23 protein-coding genes are annotated in these 24519 nt (G+C 72.8%); 13 read left to right on the plus strand and 10 right to left on the minus strand.

Annotated elements, in window-relative coordinates; translation table 11 throughout:
- The first annotated feature begins 1 nt into the window (after window position 1).
- Genes nirB through ACZ7OH_RS41450 form a run of 3 tightly spaced genes read left to right on the plus strand, consistent with a single transcriptional unit; the run spans window position 2 to window position 3938 of the window.
- On the plus strand, window positions 2-2509 hold the full coding sequence (nirB, locus tag ACZ7OH_RS41440; protein ID WP_470285889.1) for a nitrite reductase large subunit NirB: 2508 nt from the start codon (window positions 2-4) through the stop codon (window positions 2507-2509).
- Window positions 2506-2844, plus strand: a complete 339-nt coding sequence (gene nirD / locus ACZ7OH_RS41445) for a nitrite reductase small subunit NirD (protein ID WP_470285890.1) — start codon at window positions 2506-2508, stop codon at window positions 2842-2844. Before nirB ends, nirD begins: the two co-directional genes overlap by 4 nt.
- Entirely contained in the window at window positions 2841-3938 is a 1098-nt protein-coding gene (locus ACZ7OH_RS41450; protein ID WP_470285891.1) for a uroporphyrinogen-III synthase, read from the plus strand. The genes nirD and ACZ7OH_RS41450 overlap by 4 nt, the downstream gene beginning before the upstream one ends.
- Window positions 3939-4099: 161 nt before the next feature.
- Here ACZ7OH_RS41450 and ACZ7OH_RS41455 read toward each other — a convergent pair whose 3' ends face one another.
- Both ACZ7OH_RS41455 and ACZ7OH_RS41460 read right to left on the minus strand, forming a co-directional pair.
- Window positions 4100-5206, minus strand: coding sequence for a DNA glycosylase AlkZ-like family protein (locus tag ACZ7OH_RS41455; protein ID WP_470285892.1), 1107 nt, complete (start codon window positions 5204-5206; stop codon window positions 4100-4102).
- A gap of 9 nt (window positions 5207-5215) precedes the next feature.
- Entirely contained in the window at window positions 5216-5611 is a 396-nt protein-coding gene (locus ACZ7OH_RS41460) for a DUF3224 domain-containing protein (protein ID WP_470285893.1), read from the minus strand.
- 63 nt (window positions 5612-5674) lie between these two features.
- On the opposite strand from ACZ7OH_RS41460, the gene ACZ7OH_RS41465 reads away from it, so the two are divergent.
- Together ACZ7OH_RS41465 and ACZ7OH_RS41470 are read left to right on the plus strand one after the other, a co-directional pair.
- Window positions 5675-6643, plus strand: coding sequence for a helix-turn-helix transcriptional regulator (locus tag ACZ7OH_RS41465; RefSeq protein WP_470285894.1), 969 nt, complete (start codon window positions 5675-5677; stop codon window positions 6641-6643).
- On the plus strand, window positions 6636-7469 hold the full coding sequence (locus ACZ7OH_RS41470) for a uroporphyrinogen-III synthase (protein ID WP_470285895.1): 834 nt from the start codon (window positions 6636-6638) through the stop codon (window positions 7467-7469). The genes ACZ7OH_RS41465 and ACZ7OH_RS41470 overlap by 8 nt, the downstream gene beginning before the upstream one ends.
- Here the strand turns inward: ACZ7OH_RS41470 and ACZ7OH_RS41475 are convergent.
- The 5 genes from ACZ7OH_RS41475 to ACZ7OH_RS41495 all read right to left on the minus strand — a co-directional run bounded on the left by ACZ7OH_RS41475 (window position 7432) and on the right by ACZ7OH_RS41495 (window position 10251).
- Complete coding sequence (locus tag ACZ7OH_RS41475) at window positions 7432-8238, minus strand: DUF899 family protein (RefSeq protein WP_470285896.1); 807 nt, start codon at window positions 8236-8238, stop codon at window positions 7432-7434. The two genes, ACZ7OH_RS41470 and ACZ7OH_RS41475, sit on opposite strands and share 38 nt — an antisense overlap.
- Window positions 8238-8558, minus strand: coding sequence for an ArsR/SmtB family transcription factor (locus ACZ7OH_RS41480; RefSeq protein ID WP_470285897.1), 321 nt, complete (start codon window positions 8556-8558; stop codon window positions 8238-8240). The genes ACZ7OH_RS41475 and ACZ7OH_RS41480 overlap by 1 nt, the downstream gene beginning before the upstream one ends.
- A complete protein-coding gene (locus ACZ7OH_RS41485) occupies window positions 8558-8983 on the minus strand; it encodes an SRPBCC domain-containing protein (protein WP_470285898.1) in 426 nt (141 codons plus the stop codon). The genes ACZ7OH_RS41480 and ACZ7OH_RS41485 overlap by 1 nt, the downstream gene beginning before the upstream one ends.
- A gap of 73 nt (window positions 8984-9056) precedes the next feature.
- On the minus strand, window positions 9057-9899 hold the full coding sequence (locus ACZ7OH_RS41490) for a siderophore-interacting protein (RefSeq protein WP_470285899.1): 843 nt from the start codon (window positions 9897-9899) through the stop codon (window positions 9057-9059).
- Between the two features lie 28 nt (window positions 9900-9927).
- The gene (locus tag ACZ7OH_RS41495) at window positions 9928-10251 is read right to left on the minus strand and encodes an MGMT family protein (RefSeq protein ID WP_470285900.1); all 324 of its coding nucleotides are present in this window, start codon (window positions 10249-10251) and stop codon (window positions 9928-9930) included.
- A 172-nt stretch (window positions 10252-10423) separates the two neighbouring features.
- Here ACZ7OH_RS41495 and ACZ7OH_RS41500 point away from each other — a divergent pair, with 172 nt between their 5' ends.
- Both ACZ7OH_RS41500 and ACZ7OH_RS41505 read left to right on the plus strand, forming a co-directional pair.
- Entirely contained in the window at window positions 10424-13597 is a 3174-nt protein-coding gene (locus ACZ7OH_RS41500) for an ATP-dependent helicase (protein WP_470285932.1), read from the plus strand.
- A 76-nt stretch (window positions 13598-13673) separates the two neighbouring features.
- On the plus strand, window positions 13674-16916 hold the full coding sequence (locus ACZ7OH_RS41505; RefSeq protein ID WP_470285901.1) for an ATP-dependent helicase: 3243 nt from the start codon (window positions 13674-13676) through the stop codon (window positions 16914-16916).
- On the opposite strand, the gene ACZ7OH_RS41510 is transcribed toward ACZ7OH_RS41505, so the two are convergent.
- Window positions 16917-17039 carry a hypothetical protein gene (locus tag ACZ7OH_RS41510; protein WP_470285902.1) on the minus strand — a complete coding sequence of 41 codons (123 nt, stop codon included), beginning with the start codon at window positions 17037-17039 and terminating at the stop codon, window positions 16917-16919.
- A 244-nt stretch (window positions 17040-17283) separates the two neighbouring features.
- Complete coding sequence (locus ACZ7OH_RS41515) at window positions 17284-17652, minus strand: DoxX family protein (protein WP_470285903.1); 369 nt, start codon at window positions 17650-17652, stop codon at window positions 17284-17286.
- A gap of 79 nt (window positions 17653-17731) precedes the next feature.
- Here ACZ7OH_RS41515 and ACZ7OH_RS41520 point away from each other — a divergent pair, with 79 nt between their 5' ends.
- Window positions 17732-18811, plus strand: coding sequence for a potassium channel family protein (locus ACZ7OH_RS41520; protein ID WP_470285904.1), 1080 nt, complete (start codon window positions 17732-17734; stop codon window positions 18809-18811).
- A gap of 104 nt (window positions 18812-18915) precedes the next feature.
- Window positions 18916-19335 (plus strand): hypothetical protein, encoded by a 420-nt coding sequence (locus tag ACZ7OH_RS41525; protein WP_470285933.1) that lies wholly within the window; start codon window positions 18916-18918, stop codon window positions 19333-19335.
- Here the strand turns inward: ACZ7OH_RS41525 and ACZ7OH_RS41530 are convergent.
- Window positions 19328-20344, minus strand: coding sequence for a neutral zinc metallopeptidase (locus ACZ7OH_RS41530; protein ID WP_470285905.1), 1017 nt, complete (start codon window positions 20342-20344; stop codon window positions 19328-19330). The two genes, ACZ7OH_RS41525 and ACZ7OH_RS41530, sit on opposite strands and share 8 nt — an antisense overlap.
- A 250-nt stretch (window positions 20345-20594) precedes the next feature.
- Between ACZ7OH_RS41530 and ACZ7OH_RS41535 the strand changes: the two genes are divergently transcribed.
- The 4 genes from ACZ7OH_RS41535 to ACZ7OH_RS41550 are packed head-to-tail and all read left to right on the plus strand — an operon-like array spanning window position 20595 to window position 24518.
- The gene (locus ACZ7OH_RS41535) at window positions 20595-21788 is read left to right on the plus strand and encodes a hypothetical protein (protein ID WP_470285906.1); all 1194 of its coding nucleotides are present in this window, start codon (window positions 20595-20597) and stop codon (window positions 21786-21788) included.
- Entirely contained in the window at window positions 21782-22423 is a 642-nt protein-coding gene (locus tag ACZ7OH_RS41540; protein WP_470285907.1) for a DUF4129 domain-containing protein, read from the plus strand. Before ACZ7OH_RS41535 ends, ACZ7OH_RS41540 begins: the two co-directional genes overlap by 7 nt.
- On the plus strand, window positions 22420-23556 hold the full coding sequence (locus tag ACZ7OH_RS41545) for a DUF4350 domain-containing protein (protein ID WP_470285908.1): 1137 nt from the start codon (window positions 22420-22422) through the stop codon (window positions 23554-23556). Before ACZ7OH_RS41540 ends, ACZ7OH_RS41545 begins: the two co-directional genes overlap by 4 nt.
- On the plus strand, window positions 23553-24518 hold the full coding sequence (locus tag ACZ7OH_RS41550; RefSeq protein ID WP_470285909.1) for an AAA family ATPase: 966 nt from the start codon (window positions 23553-23555) through the stop codon (window positions 24516-24518). The genes ACZ7OH_RS41545 and ACZ7OH_RS41550 overlap by 4 nt, the downstream gene beginning before the upstream one ends.
- Window position 24519: the final 1 nt, after the last annotated feature.

Here is a 24519-nt window from a genome sequence, read left to right on the forward strand (position 1 = left end):
GATGCCCAACCTGGTCGTCGCCGGACACGGCATGGTCGCCCACCGGCTCGTGGAGGCGGTGCGCGCGGAAGACCCTTCCGGGAACTGGCACATCGTCGTCCTGTCCGAGGAGCCGCGTCCGGCGTACGACCGGGTGGCGCTCACGTCCTACGTGGACACCTGGGACCCGGCTTCGCTGGCCCTGCCCGGTTCGGACTACGCGGGCGATTCCCTTGTGGATCTCCGGCTGGGCGAACTGGCGGTTTCGGTCGACCGGAACGCGAAGACGGTCACCACGGCGTCCGGCGCCGTCGTCTCCTACGACGCGCTGGTGCTGGCCACCGGCTCGCGGCCGTTCGTGCCGCCGGTGCCGGGCCACGACCTGCCCGGCTGCTTCGTCTACCGGACCATCGAAGACCTTGACGCGATCCGCGCGGCGGCCGTCGAGAAGCCGGGCCGCGGCCGGCGTTCGGCCGTCGTCATCGGCGGTGGACTGCTCGGCCTGGAGGCCGCGAAGGCGTTGCGGGACATGGGACTCTCCCCGCACGTCGTCGAGATGGCGCCGCGGCTGATGCCGCTGCAGGTCGACGAGGGCGGCGGGTCGCTGCTGCGGCGGCTCATCACTTCCCTGGACGTGACCGTCCACACGGGAACGTCGACGGACGCCATCGAAGCCGACGGCTCGCGGCTGCTGGCCAAGCTGGGCAACGGCACCGAGCTGGACGTCGACCTCGTCGTGTTCTCCGCCGGGGTCCGGCCGCGTGACGACCTCGCTCGTCAGTCCGGTTTGGACGTCGGCCCGCGTGGCGGTGTCCTCACGGACTCTTCCTGCCGTACCAGCGATCCGGCGGTGTACGCGATCGGCGAGTGCGCGGCGGTCGACGGCCGCGTGTACGGCATCGTGGCACCCGGGTACGCGATGGCCGAGATCGTCGCGGCGCAGCTGACCGGCGGGTCCGGTGAGTTCCCGGAGCCGGACACGTCCACGAAGCTGAAGCTGATGGGCGTCGACGTGGCGTCCTTCGGGGACGCGCACGCGCGGTCGGAAGGCGCGCTCGAGGTCGCCGTCAACGACGCGGTCGCCGGGACGTACAAGAAGCTCGTCGTCACCGACGACGGCAAGACGCTGCTCGGCGGGGTGCTCGTCGGCGACGCGACCGAGTACAACACGCTGCGTGCGCTCGTCGGCCGTCCGCTGCCGGCCGAGCCGGGCGCGATCCTCGCCCCGGCGGGCGGTGGCGCCGCGGTCGGCGTCGACGCGCTGCCCGATGCGGCGCAGATCTGTTCGTGCAACTCGGTTTCCAAGGGCACGATCACCCGCGCGATCCACGAGGACGGCTGTGACTCCGTCCCCAAGCTCAAGGCGTGCACCCGCGCCGGCACCGCGTGCGGCTCGTGCGTCCCGCTGCTCGGCAAGCTGCTGAGCGCGGCCGGCGTCGAGCAGTCGAAGGCCGTGTGCGAGCACTTCCCGCAGTCGCGCGCGGAGCTGTTCGAGATCGTCCAGGCCACCCGGATCACGACGTTCAGCGAGCTGATCGGCCGGTACGGCTCGGGCAGCGGCTGCGCGATCTGCAAGCCGGCGGTGGCGTCCATCCTGGCCACCCTGGGCAACGGACACGTCCTCGGCGGCGAGCAGATGACGTTGCAGGACACCAACGACCGCTACCTGGCGAACCTGCAGCGCAACGGCACGTACTCCGTCGTGCCGCGGATCCCGGGCGGCGAGATCACGCCGGACAAGCTGATCGTCATCGGCGAGGTGGCGCGCGACTTCGGGCTGTACACCAAGATCACCGGCGGCCAGCGCATCGACCTGTTCGGCGCCACGGTGGACCAGCTGCCGCTGATCTGGCGCCGGCTGGTGGACGCCGGGTTCGAGTCCGGGCACGCGTACGGCAAAGCGCTGCGGACGGTCAAGTCGTGCGTCGGGTCGACGTGGTGCCGCTACGGCGTCCAGGACAGCGTCGGGCTGGCGATCGAGCTGGAGCTGCGCTACCGCGGCCTGCGGTCGCCGCACAAGCTCAAGTCGGCGGTCTCCGGCTGCGCGCGGGAGTGCGCGGAGGCGCGGAGCAAGGACTTCGGCATCATCGCGACGGAGAACGGCTGGAACCTCTACGTCGGCGGCAACGGCGGGACGACCCCGCGTCACGCCGAACTGCTGGTGTCCGATGTGGACACCGAGACGCTGATCCGCACGATCGACCGGTTCCTGATGTTCTACGTGCGCACGGCCGACCGGTTGCAGCGGACGGCGCCGTGGATCGAGGAGCTGGAAGGCGGCCTCGACCACCTGCGCGCGGTGATCGTCGACGACTCGCTCGGCATCTGCGAGGACCTCGACGCGGCGATGGCCAAGCACGTCGACAACTACGCCGACGAGTGGAAGGGCGTTCTGGAGGACCCGGAGAAGCTGGCCCGGTTCACCTCCTTCGTCAACGCGCCGGGCACGCCCGACCCGGCGATCTCGTTCCGCTCGGAGCGGGAGCAGAAGGTCCCCCTCATGCTCGGTGTCCCGGAGGTGCGGCGATGACGACGTCGGTTCGAACCTGGACGGCGGTCTGCTCCGCCGGTGCGGTGCCCGAGTGCGCGGGGGTCGCCGCGCTGCTCGACGGCGTGCAGGTGGCGATCTTCCACCTGCCCGGCGACCGGTGGTACGCACTGTCCAACTGGGACCCGTGCAGCGGCGCCGCGGTGCTCTCACGCGGCATCGTCGGCGACGCGGGCGGTGTCCCGGTCGTCGCGTCGCCGGTCTACAAGGAACGGTTCGCGCTCGAGAGCGGACAGTGCCTGGACGCCGAGGGCGTTTCGGTGCCGGTGTTCGAGGTGCGCGTGCGAGAGGGCGTCGTCGAAGTGGAGAGCCCGTGATCCTGCCGCTGACCGGGTTCGTGGTCGGCATCACCGCGGCGCGCCGGGCGGACGAGCTCGGCGCGCTGCTGGTGCGCAAGGGGGCGAGCGTCCGCTACGGGCCGGCGATCCGGATCGTGCCGCTGACGGACGACACCGAGCTGCACAAGGCGACGTCGAGGCTGCTGGAGTCGCAAGTGGACGCGGTGGTGGCGACGACCGGCATCGGCTTCCGCGGCTGGCTCGAGGCGGCCGAGGGCTGGGGGCTGGGCGACGCGCTGGTGGAGCGCCTGTCGTCGGCTTCGCTGCTCGCGCGCGGGCCGAAGGTGACCGGGGCGATCCGCGCGGCGGGGCTTTCGGAGGCGTACTCGCCGGCGTCGGAGAGCAACGCGGAGTTGTTGCAGCACCTGCTTTCTTCGGACGTGGCGGGCAAGCGGATCGCGGTGCAGCTGCACGGCGAGCCGCTGCCGTACTTCGTGGACGCCCTGCGCGCGGCCGGGGCGGAGGTCGTCGAGGTGTCGGTGTACCGCTGGGTCGGTCCGGTGGACCCGGGTCCGGTGGACCGGCTGCTGGACGGGGTGCTGGACGGGACGATCCACGCGTTGCCGTTCACGAGCGCCCCGGCGGTGGCTTCGCTGGTGGCGCTGGCCCGCCGCACGGGCCGCCTGCCGGGGCTGATCTCGGCGCTGTCGGGCCCGTGTGTCGCGGCGTGCGTCGGCCCGATCACGGCGGGCCCGCTGGCGGCGCTGGGCGTACCGACGGTCCAGCCGCACCGCGCGCGGATCGGAGCGCTGGCCCGCACGGTGTCGGAGACGCTGCTGGCGCGTTCGCCCCGGTTTTGCGCGGGTGGGCTGTCGATCGAGCTGCGCGGCCAGGCCGCGGTGGTCGACGGAGAGTGGCGCGAGGTGGCCCCCGCACCGATGGCACTGCTGCGCGCACTGGCGGCGTCCCCGGGGCGGGTGGTTTCGCGGCGCGAGTTGATTTCAGCGTTGCCTGGGGGTGGCGAGGAGCACGCGGTGGAGACGGCGATCGGCCGGCTGCGGACTTCCCTGGGGGGCGGGAAGGTCGTGCAGACGGTGGTCAAGCGGGGGTACCGGCTGGCCGTCGACGCCTGAGCGCTCAGCGGCTTGAGCAAGTCCACGTCGAATGTCGGATATGCGGGCATGAACGCTCTCGGAGCGGGGTGTTCGATATTTGCTGCCGGGTCGATCGCGGGCTCGTCATCGTCGATTTTCTCGGTCGGCCCGTGGTGACTTCGAGTCATGACCTCATTCGATCACGACTCTGCCCAGGAGACGGCGTACTTTTCGAACCCCCGCGCCGCCGCCGCCCGCTCGGCCTCGGCTTCCGCTTCCTCGCGGACCGCCGGGCGGAGCGGGTCGAACGCCGTCACCGTGAACGTCAGCTTCGCGCCGCTGCCCTTGGTGCGCCACGTGCCCGCGATGTCGCCGTCCGCGATCAGCACTCCCGGGTTGCCCAGCATCTTCCAGACTTCCTTGCGGCGCGCCGGGTCCGGGACCAGCAGCGCCTTGTCGCGGGCCTGGATGAACGGGTCCAGCGGCGGCAGCAGCCGCACCAGCTCCGGCTCCGGCGGGTTCTCCAGCGCCGCCAGGCGATCCTCCGGCAGGTAACGCGTCTTGCCTTCGACCTTCACCGACGCCAGGTCCGACGGCCACGTCTTGTCGACCACCGCGCGGGCCGTCCCGGCGAATTCGGCGGCTTCGCCCGGCGACGCGGGACCGTTCAGGCGCAGGTACGACTCGACCACCGCCGTCGCCGCGGCGGCATCGGGTGTCTTGCGCATCCGGCCCCGGCCCTCCAGCGGAGCCAACGTCGCCGGCGTCGCGCCGGCCACCAGCCGGACCCCGGCGTGCGGGGTCGCGATGCGCATCAGCTGCTCGTGGATGTGCGTCGCGTTGCAACCGCGGCACCAGCGGGCGAACCCGGGTGGCAGCTTCTTGGTCACCGCCGTCGACACCTCGCCCTTGGTCATCGGCTCCTTGACCACCGCGCGGAGGGCCGCCGCCGCCGTGAAGACCACTTCGGACGCCGCGAGGCCGGTCGCCGCCAGTTCCTTGCGCTGCCACAGCATCCGGGCCAGCGCGTCCGCGTCGTCCAGCGGGACCAGCGCCCGGATCACCTCGGGCAGGTCCGTCCGGAGGTGGTAGTGCGGCGCGCCGCGCAGCGTCCACGCGAGCACCAGCCGCTCGTCGTCCACAAGGGACACGTCGCCGTCCAGCCGGGCGGCCAGGGCCAGCAGCGCGGTGTCGCGCATGCTGTCCTGCAGCCCGGCCCGGACGACCGCGAGGTCGGCGACGTCCCGCGCGGTGCGGTGCAGCCCGTGCTCGGCGATGCGGTAGGCGAGTACCTGACGACGGTCCACTTGCGACTCCTAGAACGCGTACTCGAACGTGTAGCCCAGCCGGTCCTCGCCCATCGCGCCGCCGGACGTGCCGCCGCCGGTCAGCCCGGTCAGCTCGCCGGTGCCCGAGCCGGGCACGACGGTGAACGTCGAGGCGATGCCCTTGGCGTCGAACGTGTACTCGTGGCGCACGATGAACGTCCCTTCGCGACCGTCGACCTTGCCCTCGAAGCGCTCGAAGCTCGGCGACGTCGTCTCACCGCTGTTGTAGCCCTCGCCCGCGTAGTACAGCAGAAGGTCGCAGGTCGACTCACCTTCGATGACCCCCTGGTACGCCATCGTGGCGCGGGCGTGGGCCACCCGGGGGCCGCCCTCGACGCCGCTGACGATCTTTTCTTCCCAGTTCTTCGTCGTGAATCCGTTCATGGGGACCACCCTGCCGGGCATACCTGTCAGCTTGTGTCAGGTTTTTCTGTCAAACTTGGGTCCATGCGCGCCAGCCGGCTCCTGTCCGTCCTCCTGCTGCTGCAGAACCGCGGCCGGATGACGGCCGAAGAGCTGGCCGAGGAGCTCGAGGTCTCGGTGCGCACGGTCTACCGCGACATCGACGCGCTGTCGGCGTCCGGTGTCCCGGTGTACGCCGACCGCGGCCGGACCGGCGGGTACCGCCTGGTCGACGGCTACCGCACCCGGCTCACCGGGATGACCGAGGAGGAGGCGCAGTCGCTGTCGCTGGCGGGACTGCCCGTCGCGGCGGCCGAGCTGGGGCTCGGCACCGTGCTGGCGGCGGCCCAGCTCAAGCTCTACGCCGCGCTGCCGCAGGAGCTGCGCGACCGCGCCGGCCGCGTCGCCGAGCGGTTCTACCTGGACGTCCCCGGCTGGCACCGGGGCATCGAAAGCCTGCCGGCGCTGTCCGCGATCGCCGACGCCGTCTGGTCGTCGCACCGGATCCGGATCCGCTACGAGCGGTGGGGGCAGCGCGTCGTCGAGCGGGACGTCGAGCCGCTGGGCCTGATCCTCAAGGCGGGCAACTGGTACCTCGCCGGCCGCTGCGAGGGCACCGACCGGACCTACCGGATCTCGCGGGTGCTGGAGCTGACCGACCTGGGCGAGGAGTTCGAGCGGCCCGCCGGGTTCGACCTCGCCCGGTACTGGCAGGAGTGGTCCGACCAGTTCGAACGCCGGATGTTCCCGCGGGTGGCCGTGGTGCGGTTGTCGCCGCGGGCGCAGGCTCTCGTACCGTTCTACGCGGGCTCGGTCGGCGCCCGCGCGCTGCGTGCGGCGACCGGGGAACCCGACGCGGACGGCTGGCTCACCGTGGAGCTGCCGGTGGAGCCGGGCGAACCGGCGATCGGCGAGCTGCTCCGGTTCGGGCCGCACCTCGAGGTCCTCGAACCGGCGGACCTGCGTGCGGAGCTGGCGCAAGCGATCGAAGAGATGGGCGCGTTCTATGGGTGAGCTGAGCGGCATCGCGATCGGGGTCACGGCCGAACGCCGGGCGGAGGACTTCATCACGGCCCTCGAACGCCACGGCGCCGACGTCCGCCACGCGCCGACGATCACGATCGTGCCGCTGGACAGCGACCCGGAACTGCGCGCGGCGACGTCGAAGCTCCTCGCCTCGCCGATCGACTTCACGGTGGTGACGACGGGAGCGGGCTTCCGCGGCTGGGTCGCCGCGGCTTCGGACTGGGGGCTTGCGGATTCCCTGCTGGAGCGGTTGGGGGAGTCGCGGATCTACGCGCGCGGGCCGAAGGCGGTCGGCGCGGTTCGTGGCGCGGGGTTGCGTGAGTCCTTTTCGGCCTCTTCGGAGAGCAATTCGGAACTGTTCGGTTCGCTGGTGTCCGCGGGTGTTTCGGGGGCGCGGGTCGCGGTCCAGCTGCACGGGACGCCGCTGCCGGAGCACACCGCGCCGCTGGTCGAGGCCGGGGCTTCGGTGGTCGAGCTGCAGCCGTACCGGTGGTACTCCCCGCCGGACGTGACGCCGGTGCACGAGCTGATCGACGCGGCGGTGGCCGGTTCACTGGGGGCGCTGGCCTTCACGAGCGCTCCGGCGGCGGCGAACTTTTTGGCTCTCGCTCGGGAGTACGGACGGTACGAGTCGTTGCTGGCCGCTTTGCGCGGGCCGCTGGTGGTGGCGTGCGTGGGCCCGGTGACGGCGGCGCCGTTGGAAGAGGTGGGCGTGGAGACGGTGCAGCCGGAGCGCCAGCGGCTGGGTGCGTTGGTGAAACTGCTGGTCACGACGCTCAGTGGCACCGATGGGGCGTCGGAGATCCGGTCGTAGCGCCGAGGTCGTCCGAACGGCCGGCTGCCAGCCGCTCCCACTGGGCGATCGGCCGGCCACCCGGCCACGCCGTCAGCGGCGGCCACTCGGGCGCGCCCGCTTCGGTTCGGACGTTCGTGCGCTCCTGGGGCCAGCCCTCCGGTGAGTCCTCCCAGGACTCCTGGCGGCCGTACAGCGTCAAATCCATCAGCGCGTAGCTGTAGTCCATCGCCTCCACGCCACGGCGTTTCGTCCAGTACGTCTCGAACACGCGGTCGCCGTCGCGGACGTAACAGACCAGGTGGAACAACCCGATCTCGCGCCCGGACAGCAGCTCCCCGAGCGATGGCTGCGCCGAATACCACGGCATCCGCCAGTCCATGAACGCCCGGTAGCGCAGGCTTTCCTCGTACGACGTCCGCGCGTCGGCCCGCTCGGTGCTGACGTTGCGGCCCTGGGAAAACACCGCGTACGTGATGTCCCGCGAGTGCAACGGCGACAACTCCGCGACCTGGTTCGCGTAGAACGTGCAGCCCTCGCACTGTTCGGCCGCCGGGCGGCCCGGGTTCCACATTAAGTAGTACGCGATCAGCTGACGGCGGCCCTCGAACGCGTCCAGCAGCGTCATGGGACCCTCCGGGCCGAGCAGCGGCAGCGTCGCGTCGACCTCGACCGCCGGGAGGCGCCGACGGGCCGCCGCGATCGCGTCGCCTTCGCGCGTGTGGGCCTTTTCCCTGGCGCGCAGGCGATCCAGGGATGCTTCGAATGTTCCGCGGTCGACGATTTCCATCAGGACTCCTCGGCGAAGCGTTTGATCTTGGCCAGGCGGCGGTCCCACTCGGCCGCGAGCGCCGCCATCCAGCGGGCCGTCGCGTTCAGGGCGTGGGGACGCACCGCGTACCGGACTTCGCGGCCGGCCTTAACGCCCTCGACCAGCCCGGCCGCGTCGAGGACGGTCAAGTGCTTGACCACCGCCTGGCGCGACACCGGCATCCCGGCCGCCAGGGTCGTCGCCGTGGCTTGGCCGTGGGCGGCGAGCAGGTCGAGGAGCCGGCGGCGGGTCGGGTCGGCCAGGGCGGCGAGCACCCCGTCGACGACTTCGGTGGACATCAGCCGACGCGCGCGGCGAGCGCGGGCAGGCACTCCTCCCAGCCCGCGGTGTGGTCCTCGACCACGTTGCGGCGGTTCGCGTCGGACGTCGGCAGCTCGGTGAACCCGCTTTCGACCACGCGCAGGCGAGTGCCGTCGCCCTCGGGGGTCAGCGTGAACTCGACGAGCGTCGAGTTGTCCTCCCGCAGCTCTTCGCCGGGGAACGCGCTCACCCAGCGGTAGGCCAGGTAGTGCGGCGGGTCGACCTTCTCGACGCGGATCGGGAAGTCGCCGTGCTCGGAGTGCGTGACCACCAGCGTCCGGCCTTCTTCGGCGAGCGTGCCGCGGACGGTTTCGTCGTCGGTCGCCCAGAACCCGGGCTCGGCCACCAGCGGCCAGACCTTCTCCGGGGCGGCGGCGATCAGGATCTCGCGTTCGATCAGCATCGACGGACTCCTCTCCTGTGCAACTCCAGGGTTGCACGTCGAAGGGCCATAATGCAACCCCGTGGTTGCACGTTCAGTCGGCCGGCACCTCGCCCGCCTCCGCCGCGCGGACCGCCTCCCGGCTCGCCTCTTCCTCGCTGATCCCCAGCCGCCAGTAGCCCGTGAAGCAGATCCGCCGCTTGTCGACTTCGCGCTCGCGCACCAGGTGGCGCCGCACCAGCTTGACGACACCCGCTTCGCCCGACACCCACGCGTAGGGTGCTCCGCCGGGGAAGCTCGCCGCGCGCACCGCGTCGAGCAGTGCCTCTCCCAACGGGCGCGACCCGCGTATCAGCCAGTGGACTTCGACCGCTCCGCGCGTCTCGAACGTCTGGCGCTCGCCGTGTTCCGGCACCTCGATGTACGCCGAAGCGCGCGTGCCGGCCGGGAGCCGCTCGATGATCGCGGGCAACGCCGTTTCGTCGCCGACCAGCAGCTGCCAGTCGGTGCCGCCGGGCACGTCGTACAGGCCGTGCGGGCCGAGGAACGCGACGCGGTCGCCCGCCGCCGCGCGCGACGCCCACGCCGAGGCCGGCCCGGTGTCGCCGTGCAGCGCGAAGTCGACGTCGATCTCCGCCGGCTCGGGCCGGTGCGCCCGGACCGTGTACGTGCGCATCGGCGGGCGGACGTCGTCCGGCATCGCCAGGTACGTCCGGTACCACGACATGACGTCGGAGCCGGTCTCCGGCAGCCGCGGCTCCTCCTGCCCGGCCAGCGGGAAGAAGACCTTGACGTACTGGTCCGGCGCCCCGGGCGGCACTTCGCGGAAACCGGCCGCTTCGAACGTCACGCGCACCATCTGCGGAGTGACCGGCCGGACCGCGGTCACCCGGGCCCGGTGGTACGTCAAAGCCGGCCGCTTCACCTGTGTCGTCATTAGGTGAGGCTAACCTAAGAATCAACGGTCAGAACGGTCCCTCCTCACCCGGATCTTCGTCACCGCCGGGCTTCCAGCGGTACTTCCGCAGGTCGACGCGCTGGCCGTCGGCCAGCACGCCCTCCGCGCGCAGCCGCTCGAGCTGGTCGTGCACCAGGTGCGGCGCCGGGGTCCCGTTCGCGCGCAGGATCCGGTGCCACGGCAGGTCGTGCCCGTCTTCGGCCAGGATGGCGCCGACCATCCGTGGCGAGGGCGCGCCGGCGAGCGCCGCGATGTCGCCGTACGTGGCCACCGTGCCGGCCGGCACCGACTCGATGATCTCCCGCACCCGCTCGTGCAGAACGTCGTCCATACCGACACTCTGCCGGAGGGGTACGACACTTTCCGCAGCCGTCCGCCGCACGCTCCGGCACCTTCGCCGAACGCACCGCCGTTAAGGTGTGCCGGTGCCACGCCGGTTACTCCGGTCGTGGTTCCATCGCTGGGTGAACGCGAGGCGAACGGGGCGGGCGGACGCGCGGCTGGTGCGCACGCCGATCACCGACGCACCCACGTTCACCTGGGACGAAGGCGCCCGCCGCGTGCTCTCCGCACCCGGGGGCTTCCGCCGCGTGCTCGGCGGGCCCGGCACCGGCAAGACGGCGCTGCTCGCGTCGGCCGCCACCCGCCGCATCGCCGAGGGGGCCGACCCGGAGAGCGTGCTGGTGCTCACCACGTCCCGCAAGGCCGCGGACGCGCTGCGCGCCGACATCACCCGCCGGCTCACCTTCGACCCCGAGCAGGCGCGGCCGCTGCCGCGCACCGTCCGCGAACCCCTCGTCCGCACGGTCCACTCGTACGCCTACTCGCTGCTGCGCCTGGAGGCGATGGCCGAGGAGCTCCCGCCGCCGCGGCTGCTCGCCGGTGCCGAGCAGGACGTCGTCGTCCGCGAGCTGCTGGCCGGCGACCTCGACGAGGAGGCAGGCTACTGGCCCGAGCAGCTGCGGCCGGCGCTGATGGTCCCCGGGTTCGCCGAGGAGCTGCGCGACCTGCTGATGCGCGCCGCCGAACGCGGGCTGGGCCCGGAGGACCTCGCCGAGCTGGGCCGGCGCCGCGGCCGCGAGGAGTGGATCGCCGCCGGGCAGTTCTGGGCGCAGTACGAAGAGGTCACGCAGCTGCAGGGCGCGGGCGGCAACGCCCTCGGCGTGGCGAGCGCGCCCGCGCTGGATGCCGCCGAGCTGGTCACCTCCGCGCTGCTCGCCCTCGAAGACGACGACGAGCTGCGCGAACGCGAGCGCACCCGCGTGCGGCACCTGTTCGTCGACGACGCCCACCACCTCGACCCGCTGCAGACCAGCCTGGTCCGGGTGATCGGGCACACCGCGGCGGAGTTCGTCGTCGCCGGCGACCCCGACCAGAACGTGTTCTCCTTCCGCGGCGCCGACGCGAGCCTGTTCGCCGACGCCGACCCGGACGGCAGCCGGACCGTCACGCTCACGACGGCCCACCGGCTCGCCCCGGCCGTCCGCCTGGCCGTGGCGAAGATCGGCGCGACGCTGCCCGGGTTGTCCCAGCACCGCAAGATCGTCCCGCCCGCGGGGGCTTCCGGCGGGAACGTGCGGGTCCGCGTGATGCCGACGCCGGCCGCCGAGGCCAGCTGGATCGCCGACCAGCTCCGCCGCGCGCACCTCGTCGACGGCGTGCCGTGGTCGGAGATCGCGGTGCTCGTCCGGTCGCCGGCGCGGACTTTCCTGGTGCTGCAGCGGGCTTTGCGCGCCGCCGGCGTCCCGATCGGCTCGGCGACCGAGGAGCTGCCGCTGGCGCGCCAGCCCGCGGTGCGGCCGTTGCTGGCCGTGCTGAAGCTCGCGCCCGCGCCCGAACTCCTCGACGTCGACCTCGCCGAAATGCTGCTGTCGTCGGCGCTCGGCGGCGCGGATCCGTTGGCGCTGCGGCGGTTGCGCCGAGGTCTGCGTCGGCTCGAACTGGCCGGGGGTGGCCAGCGGTCGAGCGACGAACTGCTCGTCGAAGCGTTGCGCGGCGGGGACATCCTCGCCGGGCTCGCCGACGCCGAGGCCGAGCCGGTGCGGCGCGTCGGCGGGCTGCTGCGCGTCACGCACCAGGCCGTGGCGCGCGGCGACGGCGTAGAGCAAGTGTTGTGGCAGCTGTGGAACGAAAGCCGGCTGCAGGACAAGCTGCTGAAGCAGGTCGAACGCGGCGGATCGCTGGGGGCGCAGGCTGACCGCGACCTCGACGCCGTCGTGGCGCTGTTCGACGCCGCCGGCCGGTACGTCGACCGGCTGCCGCGCGCGAGTGTCGCGTCCTTCGCGGATTACCTGGGGGCGCAACAGATCGCGGGCGACACGCTGGCACCGGCGGCTGTGCCTTCGGACGGGGTGTCGCTGCTGACCGCGCACGCGGCCGCGGGTCGCGAGTGGACGGTCGTCGCCGTCGCGGGTGTCCAAGAAGGAGCGTGGCCGGACCTGCGGCTGCGTGGATCCGTGCTGGGCGTGGAACGGCTGAAGGACCTGATGTCCGGTGTGGACGATGACGCCGTCTCCGCGACCGCGCCGATCCTGGCGGAGGAACGGCGGCTGTTCTACCTGGCGATGAGCCGGGCGAAGCAGACGCTGCTCGTCACGGCGGTGTCCGGAGAGGACGAGCAGCCGTCGCGGTTCCTCGACGACCTCGAGGAGAACGGCGCCGACGACGGCGGGCTCGACTCGCGGATGAAGCCGCCGGGGCGGTCGCTGGTGCTGGCCGAGCTGGTGGGGGAGCTGCGCGAAGTCGTCTGCGACGACAAGGCCGACCCCGTGCGCCGGCGGCGCGCGGCCAAGCAGCTGGCGCGGCTGGCCGAGGCGAAGGTGCCGGGCGCCCATCCGTCCACTTGGTACGGACTGCTGCCGGCGTCGACCGACGAGCCGGTGCACCGGCCGGGCGACCTGATCCGGATCTCACCGTCCACAGTGGAAATCCTGACGAAGTGCCCGCTGCGCTGGATGATCGAGCGCCACGGCGGTTCCGACCCGGCGCAGCTGGCCGCGGTCACCGGGACGTTGGTGCACGGGCTGGCGCAGGCGGTGGCGTCGGGGCGCACGGACGCCGAGCTGCAGGCGGCGCTGGACGAGGCGTGGGTGCGCGTCGACGCCGGGGCGCCGTGGTTCTCCCGGCGAGAGCGGCGGCGGGTCGAGCAGATGCTGCAGAACTTCGTGACGTGGCTGGAGCGCAGCCGGGCGGAGCTGAAGGCGGCGGGGGTCGAGCAGGACATCGAGGTCGAGCTGCCGGCCGGGGGCGAGGACGAGGTCCGGGTGCTGCTGCGCGGGCGGGTCGACCGGGTGGAGCTGGACGCCGACGGGCGGCCGGTGATCGTCGACATCAAGACGGGCAAGGTCCCGGTGTCGAGCGCGGACGCGGAGGCGCACCCGCAGCTGGCGGCGTACCAGCTGGCGGTGCTGCTGGGGGCGATCAAGGGCAGCAACGAGCCCGGCGGGGCGCGGCTGGTCTACGTCGCCAAGGGCAACAACAAGACGGGGGCGACCGAGCGGTCCCAGCCGCCGTTGGACGAGGTGGGCGGCAAGCAGTGGCTGGAGCTGGTCCGCGACGCGGCGGCTTCGGCGGCGGGGCCGGACTACCAGGCGCAGGAGAACCCGGACTGCGACCGGTGTCCGGCCCGCGGGTGCTGCCCGCTGCGGCCGGAGGGCAGGCAGGTGCCGGGGCCGTGAGCCGGTCAAGAGACGTCGTGAGTGAGAAACAGTGTTCTGACCCTGTTTCTCCCTCACGACCGGGTGGGGGGCGTGGGTGAGCCCGCTCGTCATCGCCAACCCCGTCGAGCCCGCCGAACTCGCCGATGCCCTCGGGCTGCACCGGCCGACCCCCGAACAAGCCGTCGTCATCGCCGCGCCCGTGGAACCGTCGCTCGTCGTCGCCGGGGCGGGGGCCGGGAAGACCGAAACCATGGCCGCGCGGGTCGTCTGGCTCGTGGCCAACGGGATCGTCAGCCCCGACCGCGTCCTCGGCCTCACCTTCACCCGCAAAGCCGCGCGCCAGCTCGGGGAACGCGTCCGCGCGCGGCTGCGGCGACTGGCCGGCTCCGGGCTGCTCGACCGGCTCGACCCGTCCGGCGGCCTGCGGTCCACTGTGGTCGCCGGCGAGCCGACCGTCCTCACCTACCACGCCTACGCCGGCCGCCTCCTCTCCGAACACGGCCTGCGCCTCCCCGTCCAACCCGGTGTCCGGCTGCTGTCCGAAACCTCGTCGTGGCAGATCGCGCACCGGGTGGTGTCCACTTGGGACAACGAGCTCGACACCGACCGCGTGCCGCCCACCGTCACCGCGGACCTCCTGCAGCTCGCCGGCGAACTGGGCGAGCACCTCATCTCGACCGAGCAGCTCGCCGAGTACACGACGTGGATGTGCCGCGTCATCGAGAACGCCCCGCGCGCCAAGGGGCAGCGGGCCGCGCTCCCGCAGAAGCTCACCGAAATCATGGCCGCGCAACACTTCCGGCTCGCGCTGTTGCCGCTCGTCGAGGAGTACCACCGCCGCAAGCGCAACGAAGGCGCGCTCGACTTCGCCGACCAGATGTCCCTCGCCGCCCAGCTCGCGAGCGGGTACCCGTCGGTCGTACGCGGGGAGCGTGAACGCTTCGGCGCCGTCCTGCTCGACGAGTACCAGGACACCGGGCACGCCCAGCGCGTCCTGCTGCGGGCGCTGTTCGGCGGCGTCGAGAACCAGCCGATGCCGGTCACCGCCGTCGGCGACCCCGCGCAGGCCATCTACGGCTGGCGCGGTGCCAGCGCGGCCAACCTGCCCCGCTTCACCACGGACTTCCCCCGCCACGACGGGGAGGAGCTCGTCCCCGCGCACGAATTTGGCCTGCTGACGAGCTTCCGCAACCCGCCGGAGATCCTCGAACTCGCCAACGCGATCGCCGAGCCGTTGCGGGCGCGCGGCCTCGGCGTCGAACGGCTGCGGGCGCGCGAAGGCGCCGGACCGGCGGACATCGCGGCCGCGCTGCTGCCGGACATCCGCGCCGAGCGCGAGTGGGTCGCCGACGCGATGGCGCGCCGCTGGCACGCGCAACAAGAGGAGACGGGCAAACCGCCGACGGCCGCCGTGCTCGTGCGACGCCGCGCCGACATGGCGCCCATCGCCGCCGAGCTGCGGGCGCGCGGGCTGCCGGTCGAGGTCGTCGGGCTCGGCGGGCTGCTCGACGAGCCCGAGGTCGCGGACCTCGTTTCGACGCTGAAGGTGCTCGCCGACCCGTTGTCGGGCAGCGCGGCGGCCCGGCTGCTGACCGGTGCGCGCTGGCGGCTCGCGGCCGCCGACGTCGCCGCGCTGTGGCGGCGGGCGGGTGAACTCTCCAGCCCGGAGAAGGCATCGGACGAGCCGGAGCTGGTCGTGGAGCGCGTCGAACAGGCCGGGCTCATCGACGCCATCGACGAGCCCGGTTCGCCGGAGCGGTACTCCGAAGCGGGCTACCAGCGCATCCGGCGGATCGGCTGGGAGCTCGCGGCGCTGCGGCGGCGCCTCGACCAGTCGCTGCCGGAGCTCGTCGCCGACGTCGAACGCACGATGCTCCTCGACGTGGAATCCTTGGCGCGCCCGGGATCCGCCGGGCGCGCGCACCTCGACGCGTTCGCCGAAGTCGTCACCGACTACGCCGAAACGGCTCCGACCGCGACTTTGCTGTCCTTTGTGGACTACCTGAACACCGCCGCGCACGCCGAAGACGGGCTGACCCCGGGCGAGGTCGAGGTCGTGCCGGACCGCGTGCAGGTGCTGACCGTGCACTCGGCGAAGGGCCTCGAATGGGAGGTTGTCGCCGTCCCGCACCTGGTGCAGGACGTCTTCCCGGGCCGGCGGCGCTCGTCGTCGTGGCTGCGGACGGCGACGTCGCTGCCCGCCGCGTTGCGCGGTGACTCGCAGGACCTGCCGGAGCTGCGGATCGCCGAGGGCTACGACCGCAAGGAAGTCCAAGAAGGACTGGAACTGCACGAAGCCGGGTTCGTCGAGCGGGAGCAGGCGGAGGAACGGCGGCTCTGCTACGTCGCGCTGACGCGGTCCGAGCACGCGCTGATCGTCTCCGGGCACTGGTGGAACGAGAGCAGCAGCCGGTACAAGGGGCCGTCGGAGTTCCTGACGGAGATCGGCGACGTCCTGCGCGAGACCGGCGTCGGGCAGCTCGCGGAGTGGGCGCCGGAGCCGGAGAAGGAGGACGAAAACCCCCTGGTTTCGGACTCGCGCAAGGCGCGCTGGCCCGTCGACCCGCTGGCCGACCGCCGCACCGGTGTGCAGACCGGGGTGGAGCTGGTCTCCGAGGCACTGTCCAGTATGGACGAAGAAGAGTCCGAAGAGGACGACGATCCGGACGGCTGGCTGACCGACACCGACGTCCTGCTCGAGGAGTGGGCGCGCAAGGACGACCACGTCCACCGGGTCCCGCTGCCGTCGCGGCTTTCGGTGAGCCAGCTGGTCGCGCTGGCCGACGACGCGGGCAAGCTGGCGGCGGACCTGCGTCGCCCGCTCCCGGTGGAGCCCAACAGCTTCGCCCGCCGCGGCACGGAGTTCCACGGCTGGCTGGAACGCCGGTTCGCGGGCGACCAGCTCATCGAGATCGACGACCTCCCGGGCGCGGCCGACTTCGGCGAAGCCCCGGACGCGGACTTCGAGGAGCTGCAGGCGGAGTTCGAGAAGAGCGAGTGGGCCACGCGGGTGCCGCACGCGGTGGAGGTGTCGTTCACGGCCGACGTGGAGGGCATCACCCTGCGCGGCCGGATGGACGCCGTGTTCCAGAACCCGGACGGCACGTGGGAGGTCGTGGACTGGAAGACGGGCTCGGTGCCGCCTGAGTCGCGGCTGCCGGTGCTGGCGGTCCAGCTGGCGGCGTACCGGATGGCGTGGGCGGCGCTGAAGAACATCCCGGTGGAGCGGGTCCGCGCGGCGTTCCACTACGTCCGGGCGAACCGCACGATCCGCCCGGCGGACCTCCTGGACCCCGAAGGCCTGCGACGGCTGCTGCGGGACATCCCGGAGGCGTGACTACAGGTTCAGCGGGTACAGCTCGAGGCCCTCGACCGTCAGCCGCAGCGACGCGCCGGGCCGGACGGCCGGCGCGGCGAGCTCGGCCTGCACAAGGCTGCCGCCCAGCCGGAGGGTGACCACCCGCCGTCGTTCGCGGCCACCGGGGCCGTCAGCAGGATCTGTTCGCCGGCGCCGGAAAGCGCGGGCTCGCCCGGGGGCACCGCCGCCCAGTCCTGGAACTCGTCCGGGATCTCCAGTTCCACGTCGACCGGCCCAGTCGGCGGAGGCTCGGAGCCGCGCCAGCGCGCGCACGCCGTGCCGAGCGGTGAGCTGAAGCGAACCAGGCCGCCGTCGAGGACCTCGGTGATCTCGATCCGCACCGGATTCAGGCCCGGTCGCGGACCTTCAGCGCCCACGCGATCAGCGGCCACTGCAGCGGCAACCGGGCCCACGCCAGCGCGCGGCGCGGGGCCGGTGCGGACGACGCGTCCAGCGCCATCTTCACGTTCCCCGGGAACACGCCCAGGAACAGCAGCGCCGCCGCCAGGCCGCCCAGCCTCCGGGTCCGGGGGACCGCCACCGCGACCCCGACCGCCAGCTCCGCGACCCCCGACCCGTACGTCCACGCCCGCCGGGAACCCGGCAGTGACGCCGGGATCAGCTCGTCGAACGGCTTCGGGACCGCCAAGTGCAGCACGCCCATCGTGCCCAGCGCGCCGGCCAGGAAGCGGGCCGGTCGTTGTGAGTTGGCCATGGGCTGATCGTTCCACGCGGCGGCCCGGTACTCCGTTCGGCTATCCTCCGGGCGTGAGTGACGCTCGACACCAGCCAGCATGAAGGCCCTGAAGCGGTTGCCGCTGGGCAGTCTCACCGATCGGCCGGACCACGAGCTCGTCGGCGTCCTGCGGATGCCCGAGCTGACCGTCAGCCCGCTGCGCGCGATCGTGAAGCGGATCATCGGCGCCCTGCTCGCGCTGCTGGCCACCGTGGTCATCGTGTACGTCGACCGCGACGGCTACCGCGACGCCAACGGCGATGGCCTGTCCCTGCTGGACAGCCTGTACTACGCCACCGTCTCGCTGTCGACGACCGGCTACGGCGACATCGCGCCCGCCACGTCGTCCGCCCGCCTGGTGAACGTGCTGGTGATCACCCCGCTGCGGGTGCTCTTCCTCATCGTCCTGGTCGGGACCACCCTGGAGGTGCTCACCGAGCGCTCCCGGCAGGCGTTCAAGATCCAGAAGTGGAGGACGAAGGTGCGCGACCACACGGTCGTCGTCGGGTTCGGCACGAAGGGCCGGTCCGCCGTCAACGCGCTGCTCGGCGACGAGTCCGTCGCCCCGGGCCAGATCGTCGTCGTCGACACCGACCAGCAGGCCCTCGACGCGGCGAGCGCGCTCGGCCTGGTCGCCGTGCACGGCTCGGCCACCCGGTCCGACGTCCTGCGCGTCGCCGCGGTGCAGCACGCCCGCGCGGTCGTCGTCGCCCCGAACCGCGACGACACGGCGGTGCTCGTCACCCTGACCGCCCGTGAGCTGGCGCCCCAGGCGCACATCGTCGCGTCGGTGCGGGAGGCGGAGAACGTCCACCTGCTCAAGCAGTCGGGCGCCGACCAGGTCGTCGTGTCCAGCGAGACGGCCGGGCGGCTGCTCGGCATGGCGACGTCGACGCCGCTGGTCGTGGACATCATGGAGGACCTGCTCACGCCCGAGTCGGGCCTGGCGATCGCCGAGCGGCCGGTCGAACCGTCCGAAGAGGGCGGTTCGCCGCGGCACCTGTCCGACCTGGTCCTCGGCCTGGTCCGCGACGGTGTCCTGTACCGCGTGGACGCCCCGCAGGCCGACGCCATCGAGCCCGGCGACAAGCTGCTCTACGTCAAGAAGGTGACGCAGGCGGAGAAGATCGAGCGGTAGGTCCGCTTCGCCGGTGAGCGGGACCGGGGCGCCTGGGTTTTGCCCGGCGGATCTGGAACCATGGCGAAGTGCCCCCGCGATCACTCGATCTCAAGTGGCCCACGGTGGCGATCCCCGCCGCGGCGGGTGTGCTCGTCGTGCTGCTGGCCTGGCTGGCCGGGCCGGGGCTGCTGGGCATCTCGAACGACGACGTCGGCGCCCCGGTGCCGGCCGAGGTCACCAAGCCCGCGCCGTGCGACCGGCCGGACGCGGTCGAGACCGTGAAGTTCACCGTCGCGGGCAAGACGCACGAGGGCACCCTGAATGGCTGCGGGCACGGCCAAGGCGAGCGCGTCGAGGTCGGCGTCCCCGACCAGCTGCCGGACCAGGGGACGGTCACCGTCCGCGTCGCGGACACGTCGGCCGGGGCGTCGGACGCGCGGCGCCCGGTCGGCCTGTTCCTGCTCGTGTTCGCCTGCTTCTCCGGCGGGATGTTCGTCTACCTCTGGCTGAGCATCCCGCTGCGACCCAAAACAGCTAGCTGACCTCGGACGACGGCGCCGCGAAGGTGTTGCAGTCGGCGATCCGGTTGCTCGTCGCGCCCGCCCGCCACCAGGACGCGTAGTGCGCGTTCGTCCCGTGGTCGTGGCTGCGGGAGGTGTTGTCGCCGCGGGTCTCCTGGTCGTTCCAGGCCTTGTTGTACATGTCGCGGCTGATCGTGCCGCCCTGGTCGACGTGCGCGCCGAGGAACATGCCAGAGAAGCACTGGGCCTGCAGTTCCTTGCGCCGCGACATCTCCAGCCCGGCCGGGCTGTTCTGGCCGGCTTCGTAGATCTTCTGCCAGGCCGCGTCCATCAGCCCGGCGACCTCCTGGACGTGGTGGCCGTACTCGTGGGCGAACAGGGCCAGGTAGACGCCGGGGTTGTTGCCGTACTGGTCGGTCTGCAGCCCGCGGAACGGGACGTACAGGTTGTTTTCGCAGTAGTACGCGGCGGTCGCGATGCCGACCTGGATGGTGCCGCACTCGGTCTCGAAGCTCGCGCCGGTCGGGAAGTGCAGCGCCGGCGGGGTGAACGGCAGGTGGTAGGCCGTGAGGAACGGGCCCCACGCCGCGTCGAGGCACTTGCTGGCGGCGGTGAAGAAGGCTTCCGCGCCGTCCTGCGTGCTCTGCCAGGCGGGGAGGTTGCAGACGCGGTTCTGCAGGCCGGCGTTCGGGTCCTGCAGGATCGGGTGGTCGGCCAGCTTGAGGATCTTCTGCGGGCCGGTCGGGCTGGGCGTCGACAGCTCGCTCGGCGGGGCCGACGCCGACGCCGGGGCACCCGCGCCACCGGGCAGCTGCGAGGGGAGGTCCTGGGACGTCGGCGTGTCGCGGAAGTTCGCGTTGGCCGACGGCGTCTCGCCGCGGTTGAGGACCACGATCGCGACCAGCCCGAGCACCAGCACGGCCACGGCGCCGAGGCACACGCCGATCACGGCCGCCGGGGAGCGGCGACGCGGGGCGGAGACGGTGTGGGGGCGGCCCAACCAGGGAAGATCCGGTTGCGCATCCGGCACCGGCGGCGGCTGGACGATCCCGCGAGGCGGTACGCGGCCGTGGGGCGGTTGCGTCACTAGGCAGTCCCGAAGGGTCTCGGTACGGACCGGGGGTACCCGATCCCGCCATTCAGCATATCGGGGGAACGGGCCCTCTCGCACCCGTCCGTGCGCGCCGAGTCACCGCGCACCGACGTCACCCCAGGTCTGGCCGGGTGCAACGGGCTCTGAAAGAGTGTGGGCAAGCAGGTACTGCAGGCGAGGGGCTTCGATGACAGACACCGGTGGCGCGCCCGGCGGCCAGGGCGACGACACGCCGACACCCAGCCAGGGACTTCCCCAGGCAGTACCCCCCGGATCGGGTGATTCGAAGCCGGGCGCGGACCACTCCGCGTCACCGGCGACGCCGCCGCGGGGGTGGCAGCCGCCGGACGCCGCGGCGGCCCCGGGCCCCGCGACGCCGCCGGGCTGGGAGCGCCCGGCCGCCACCGGGCAGCCGCAGTGGGGCGCCCGGCCGCAGTACCAGCAGCAGCCGTACCAGCAGCAGCGCCCCTGGAGCCCGCACGGGCTCGGCAAGCCGGGCGTGATCGCGTTGCGGCCGCTCAACATCGGCGACATCCTCGACGGCGCGATCACCACGATCCGCCGCCACCCGCTGCTCATCCTCGGCATCGGCGCGGTGCTGGCGGTGATCACCGCCGCCGTCACCTTCCTCGTGCAGAAGTTCGTCTACGACGACCTGCAGAGCCTGGCCACGACGGCCGAGCTCGGCCCCGGCGCGACGGACGCGGAGGTGCGCAACGCCGTGTTCGGCGCGTTCGGCGACGTGCTGCTCGCGCTGCTGCCGACGGCGCTGCTCACGACGTTGCTGACGACGGTGGCGAACGGGCTGCTGGCCGCGGTGATGGGCCGCGCGGCGCTCGGGCGCGAAGTCACCTTCGGCATCGCCTGGAGCGAGGTGCAGCCGCGGCTGTGGCCGCTGCTGGGCGTCGGGTTCGCCTACTCGATCCTCACGACGCTCGGCGTGCTGCTGTGCATCATCCCCGGCATCGTCGCCTACGTGTTCTGGGCGCTGGCCAGCCCGGCGCTCGTGCTGGAGCGCGGCACGTTCAAGCAGGCGTTCTCGCGGTCGGTGCGGCTGGTCAGCGGCTCGTTCTGGCGGGTGTTCGGCATCCTGCTGCTCGCCGGGCTGATCGCGTACCTGTTCAACGCCATCATCCAGCTGCCGTTCAGCATCGGCAGCGGCGCGTTCAGCGGGATCCTGAACCCGTCGGCGCGGACGGTCGTGCCCGGCACCGGTGAACTCCTGCTGCAGTCGGCTGGCCAGATCGTGTCCGGAACCGTCGCCACGCCGTTCGTCGCGCTGGTCACCGTGATCGTGTACCTCGACCAGCGGATGCGCCGCGAGGGCATGGACATCGAGCTGGCGCGCGCGGCCGGGGTCCAGCCCCCGCGGGCATGGTGACGTTGCTGCTCACCGACATCCCGGTCGACATCGACCGGGACGATGCGCGGCGCGCGGCGGCCGAGGAGCTGTCCGACCCGAAGTACCAGGCCGCACGGCCGAGCGGCCTGGAGCAGTTCGTCCAGTGGCTCGGCGAGCAGCTCCAGAAGCTGCTGAACAGCGTGTCGAACGTGGTCCCGGGCGGGATCTTCGGGGTGCTGCTGATCCTTGTGGTGCTGATCGTGCTCGTCGTGGTGGTCCGGCTGCGCACCGGCAAGATCGCCCGCTCGTCCCGGGCCGACCGGCTCGTCTTCGGCGGGAAGCGGCAGAGCGCGGACGACTACCGCCGCGCGGCCGCCGAAGCCGCCGCGGCCGGCCGGTACGACGACGCCGTCCGCGACCGCTTCCGCGCCGTCGTGCGCGCCCTGGAGGAACGCGCGCTGCTCGACGCCCGCTCCGGCCGGACGGCCGACGAAGCCGCCGCCGAGGCCGGGGTGCTGCTGCCGAACGTCGCCGCGGAGCTGCGGCAGGGCGCGCGGCTCTTCGACGACGTCCACTACGGCGGCCGCGAAGGCACCGAAGCCGCCTACCGCGCGCTGACCGAGCTGGACGAGCGCTGCCGCCGTGAACGTCCGGTCGCCCTGGCGGCCCCGTGAGCACCTCGGTTTCGCCGGACGTGCGCCGGATCTGGCGCGGGGTGCGGATTCCGCTCGCCCTCGTCGTGCTGATCTTCGCCGCCGGCGCCCTGCTCCTGCTCGGCCGCGGCGAGCAGACCCGCGGCGCGCTCGAACCCGGCTCCTACGAACCCGGTGGCGCACACGCGCTGGCGAAACTCCTGCGGGACCGGGGTGTCGACGTCCGCACCGCGCACTCGATGGACGAAGCGGACGCGGCCGTCCGCGAAGACGCGACGCTGCTGGTCACCGAGCCGGACCTGGTCCCGGCCAAGCGGCTCGACGCGCTGCGGCGGCACGCCGCCGACGTCGTCCTCGTGACGCCGGGCGCGCCGACGCTGCACGATTCGCTGCCGCTGGTCCGGCCGGTCGGCCAGAGCGACGTCGGCACGCTGCACCCGGAGTGCACGGTCGCCGCGGCGGTGGCGGCGGGCGACGTCACGCTCGGCGGGGTCGGCTACGCCTCGCCCGGCGCGCGGTCGTGCTACCCCGGCGATGGCGGCGGCACGCTGCTGCAGCTCGCCGACTCCGGCGGCACGACGACGCTGCTCGGCTCGTCGGCGCCGCTGACCAACTCGCGGCTCGCCGACGAGGGCAACGCGGCGCTGAGCCTGCGCCTGCTCGGGCAGCACCCGACGCTGGTCTGGTACCTGCCCTCGATCGCCGACCCGGGGCTGGACGACACCCGCAAGTCGATCTTCGACCTGATCCCGGACGGCTGGTACTACGGTGCCGCGCAGGCGTTCATCGCCGTGGCGCTGCTGGCGCTGTGGCGGGGACGCCGGCTCGGCCCGGTGGTCACCGAGCCGCTGCCGATCGTCGTCCGCGCGGCCGAAACCGCGGAGGGCCGCGCCCGGCTGTACCGGCGGGCGAAGGCCGCGGACCACGCGGGCGAGACGCTGCGGGAGGCGGCGCGGACGCGGCTGCGGACCGTGCTCGGCCTGTCGCGCGACGCCGACGCGGCCGCGCTCGTGCACTCGGTGAGCGAGCGGACCGGGCGGCCGGCGAACGAGATCGGCGCGGTGCTCTACGGCCCGGCGGTGCCGGACGACCCGGCGCTGGTCCGGCTGGCCGGCGAACTGGACAGGGTGGAACGAGAGGTGGGGCGAACTTGACCAGCGAGAACGCGACGGGGGCCCGGGAAGCGCTGATCGCGCTGCGCGCCGAGGTCGGCAAGGCCGTCGTCGGCAACGACGCCGCGGTCACCGGGCTGATCCTGGCGCTGCTCTGCCGGGGGCACGTGCTGCTCGAAGGCGTCCCCGGCGTGGCGAAGACGCTGCTCGTGCGGGCGCTGGCCGCGTCGCTGGACCTGGAGACCACGCGCGTGCAGTTCACGCCCGACCTGATGCCCGGCGACGTCACCGGCTCGATCGTCTACGACGCGCACAGCGGCGAGTTCTCCTTCCGCGAGGGCCCGGTGTTCACGAACCTGCTGCTCGCCGACGAGATCAACCGGACGCCGCCGAAGACGCAGTCGTCGCTGCTGGAGGCGATGGAGGAGCGGCAGGTCTCGCTCGACGGCAAGTCGCGGCCGCTGCCCGACCCCTTCATCGTGATCGCCACGCAGAACCCGGTGGAGTACGAGGGCACCTACCCGCTGCCGGAGGCGCAGCTGGACCGGTTCCTGCTGAAGCTGACCATGCCGGCGCCCTCGCGCGAGGACGAGATCGGCATCCTTTGGCGGCACGCGCAGGGATTCGACCCGCGCAACCTCGCCGCGGCGGGCCTCAAGGCGGTCGCCGGGGCCACCGAACTCGCGGCGGCGCGCGAAGCCGTGGCGCGCGTGACGATCGGGCCCGAGGTGATCGGGTACGTCGTCGACCTGTGCCGGGCGACGCGGCAGCTGCCGTCGGTCCGCATCGGCGTTTCCCCGCGCGGCGCCACGGCGTTGCTCGCGGTGACGCGGGCCTGGGCGTGGCTCGCCGGCCGCGACTACGCGACCCCCGACGACGTCAAGGCGCTGGCCCGGCCCGCGCTGCGGCACCGCCTGGACGTCCGGCCGGAGGCCGAGCTGGAAGGCGTCACCGCGGACGGCGTGCTGGACCGCGTGCTCGCGTCCGTGCCCGTGCCGCGCTGAC

The sequence above is a fragment of the Amycolatopsis sp. NPDC114478 genome, assembly GCF_055633805.1.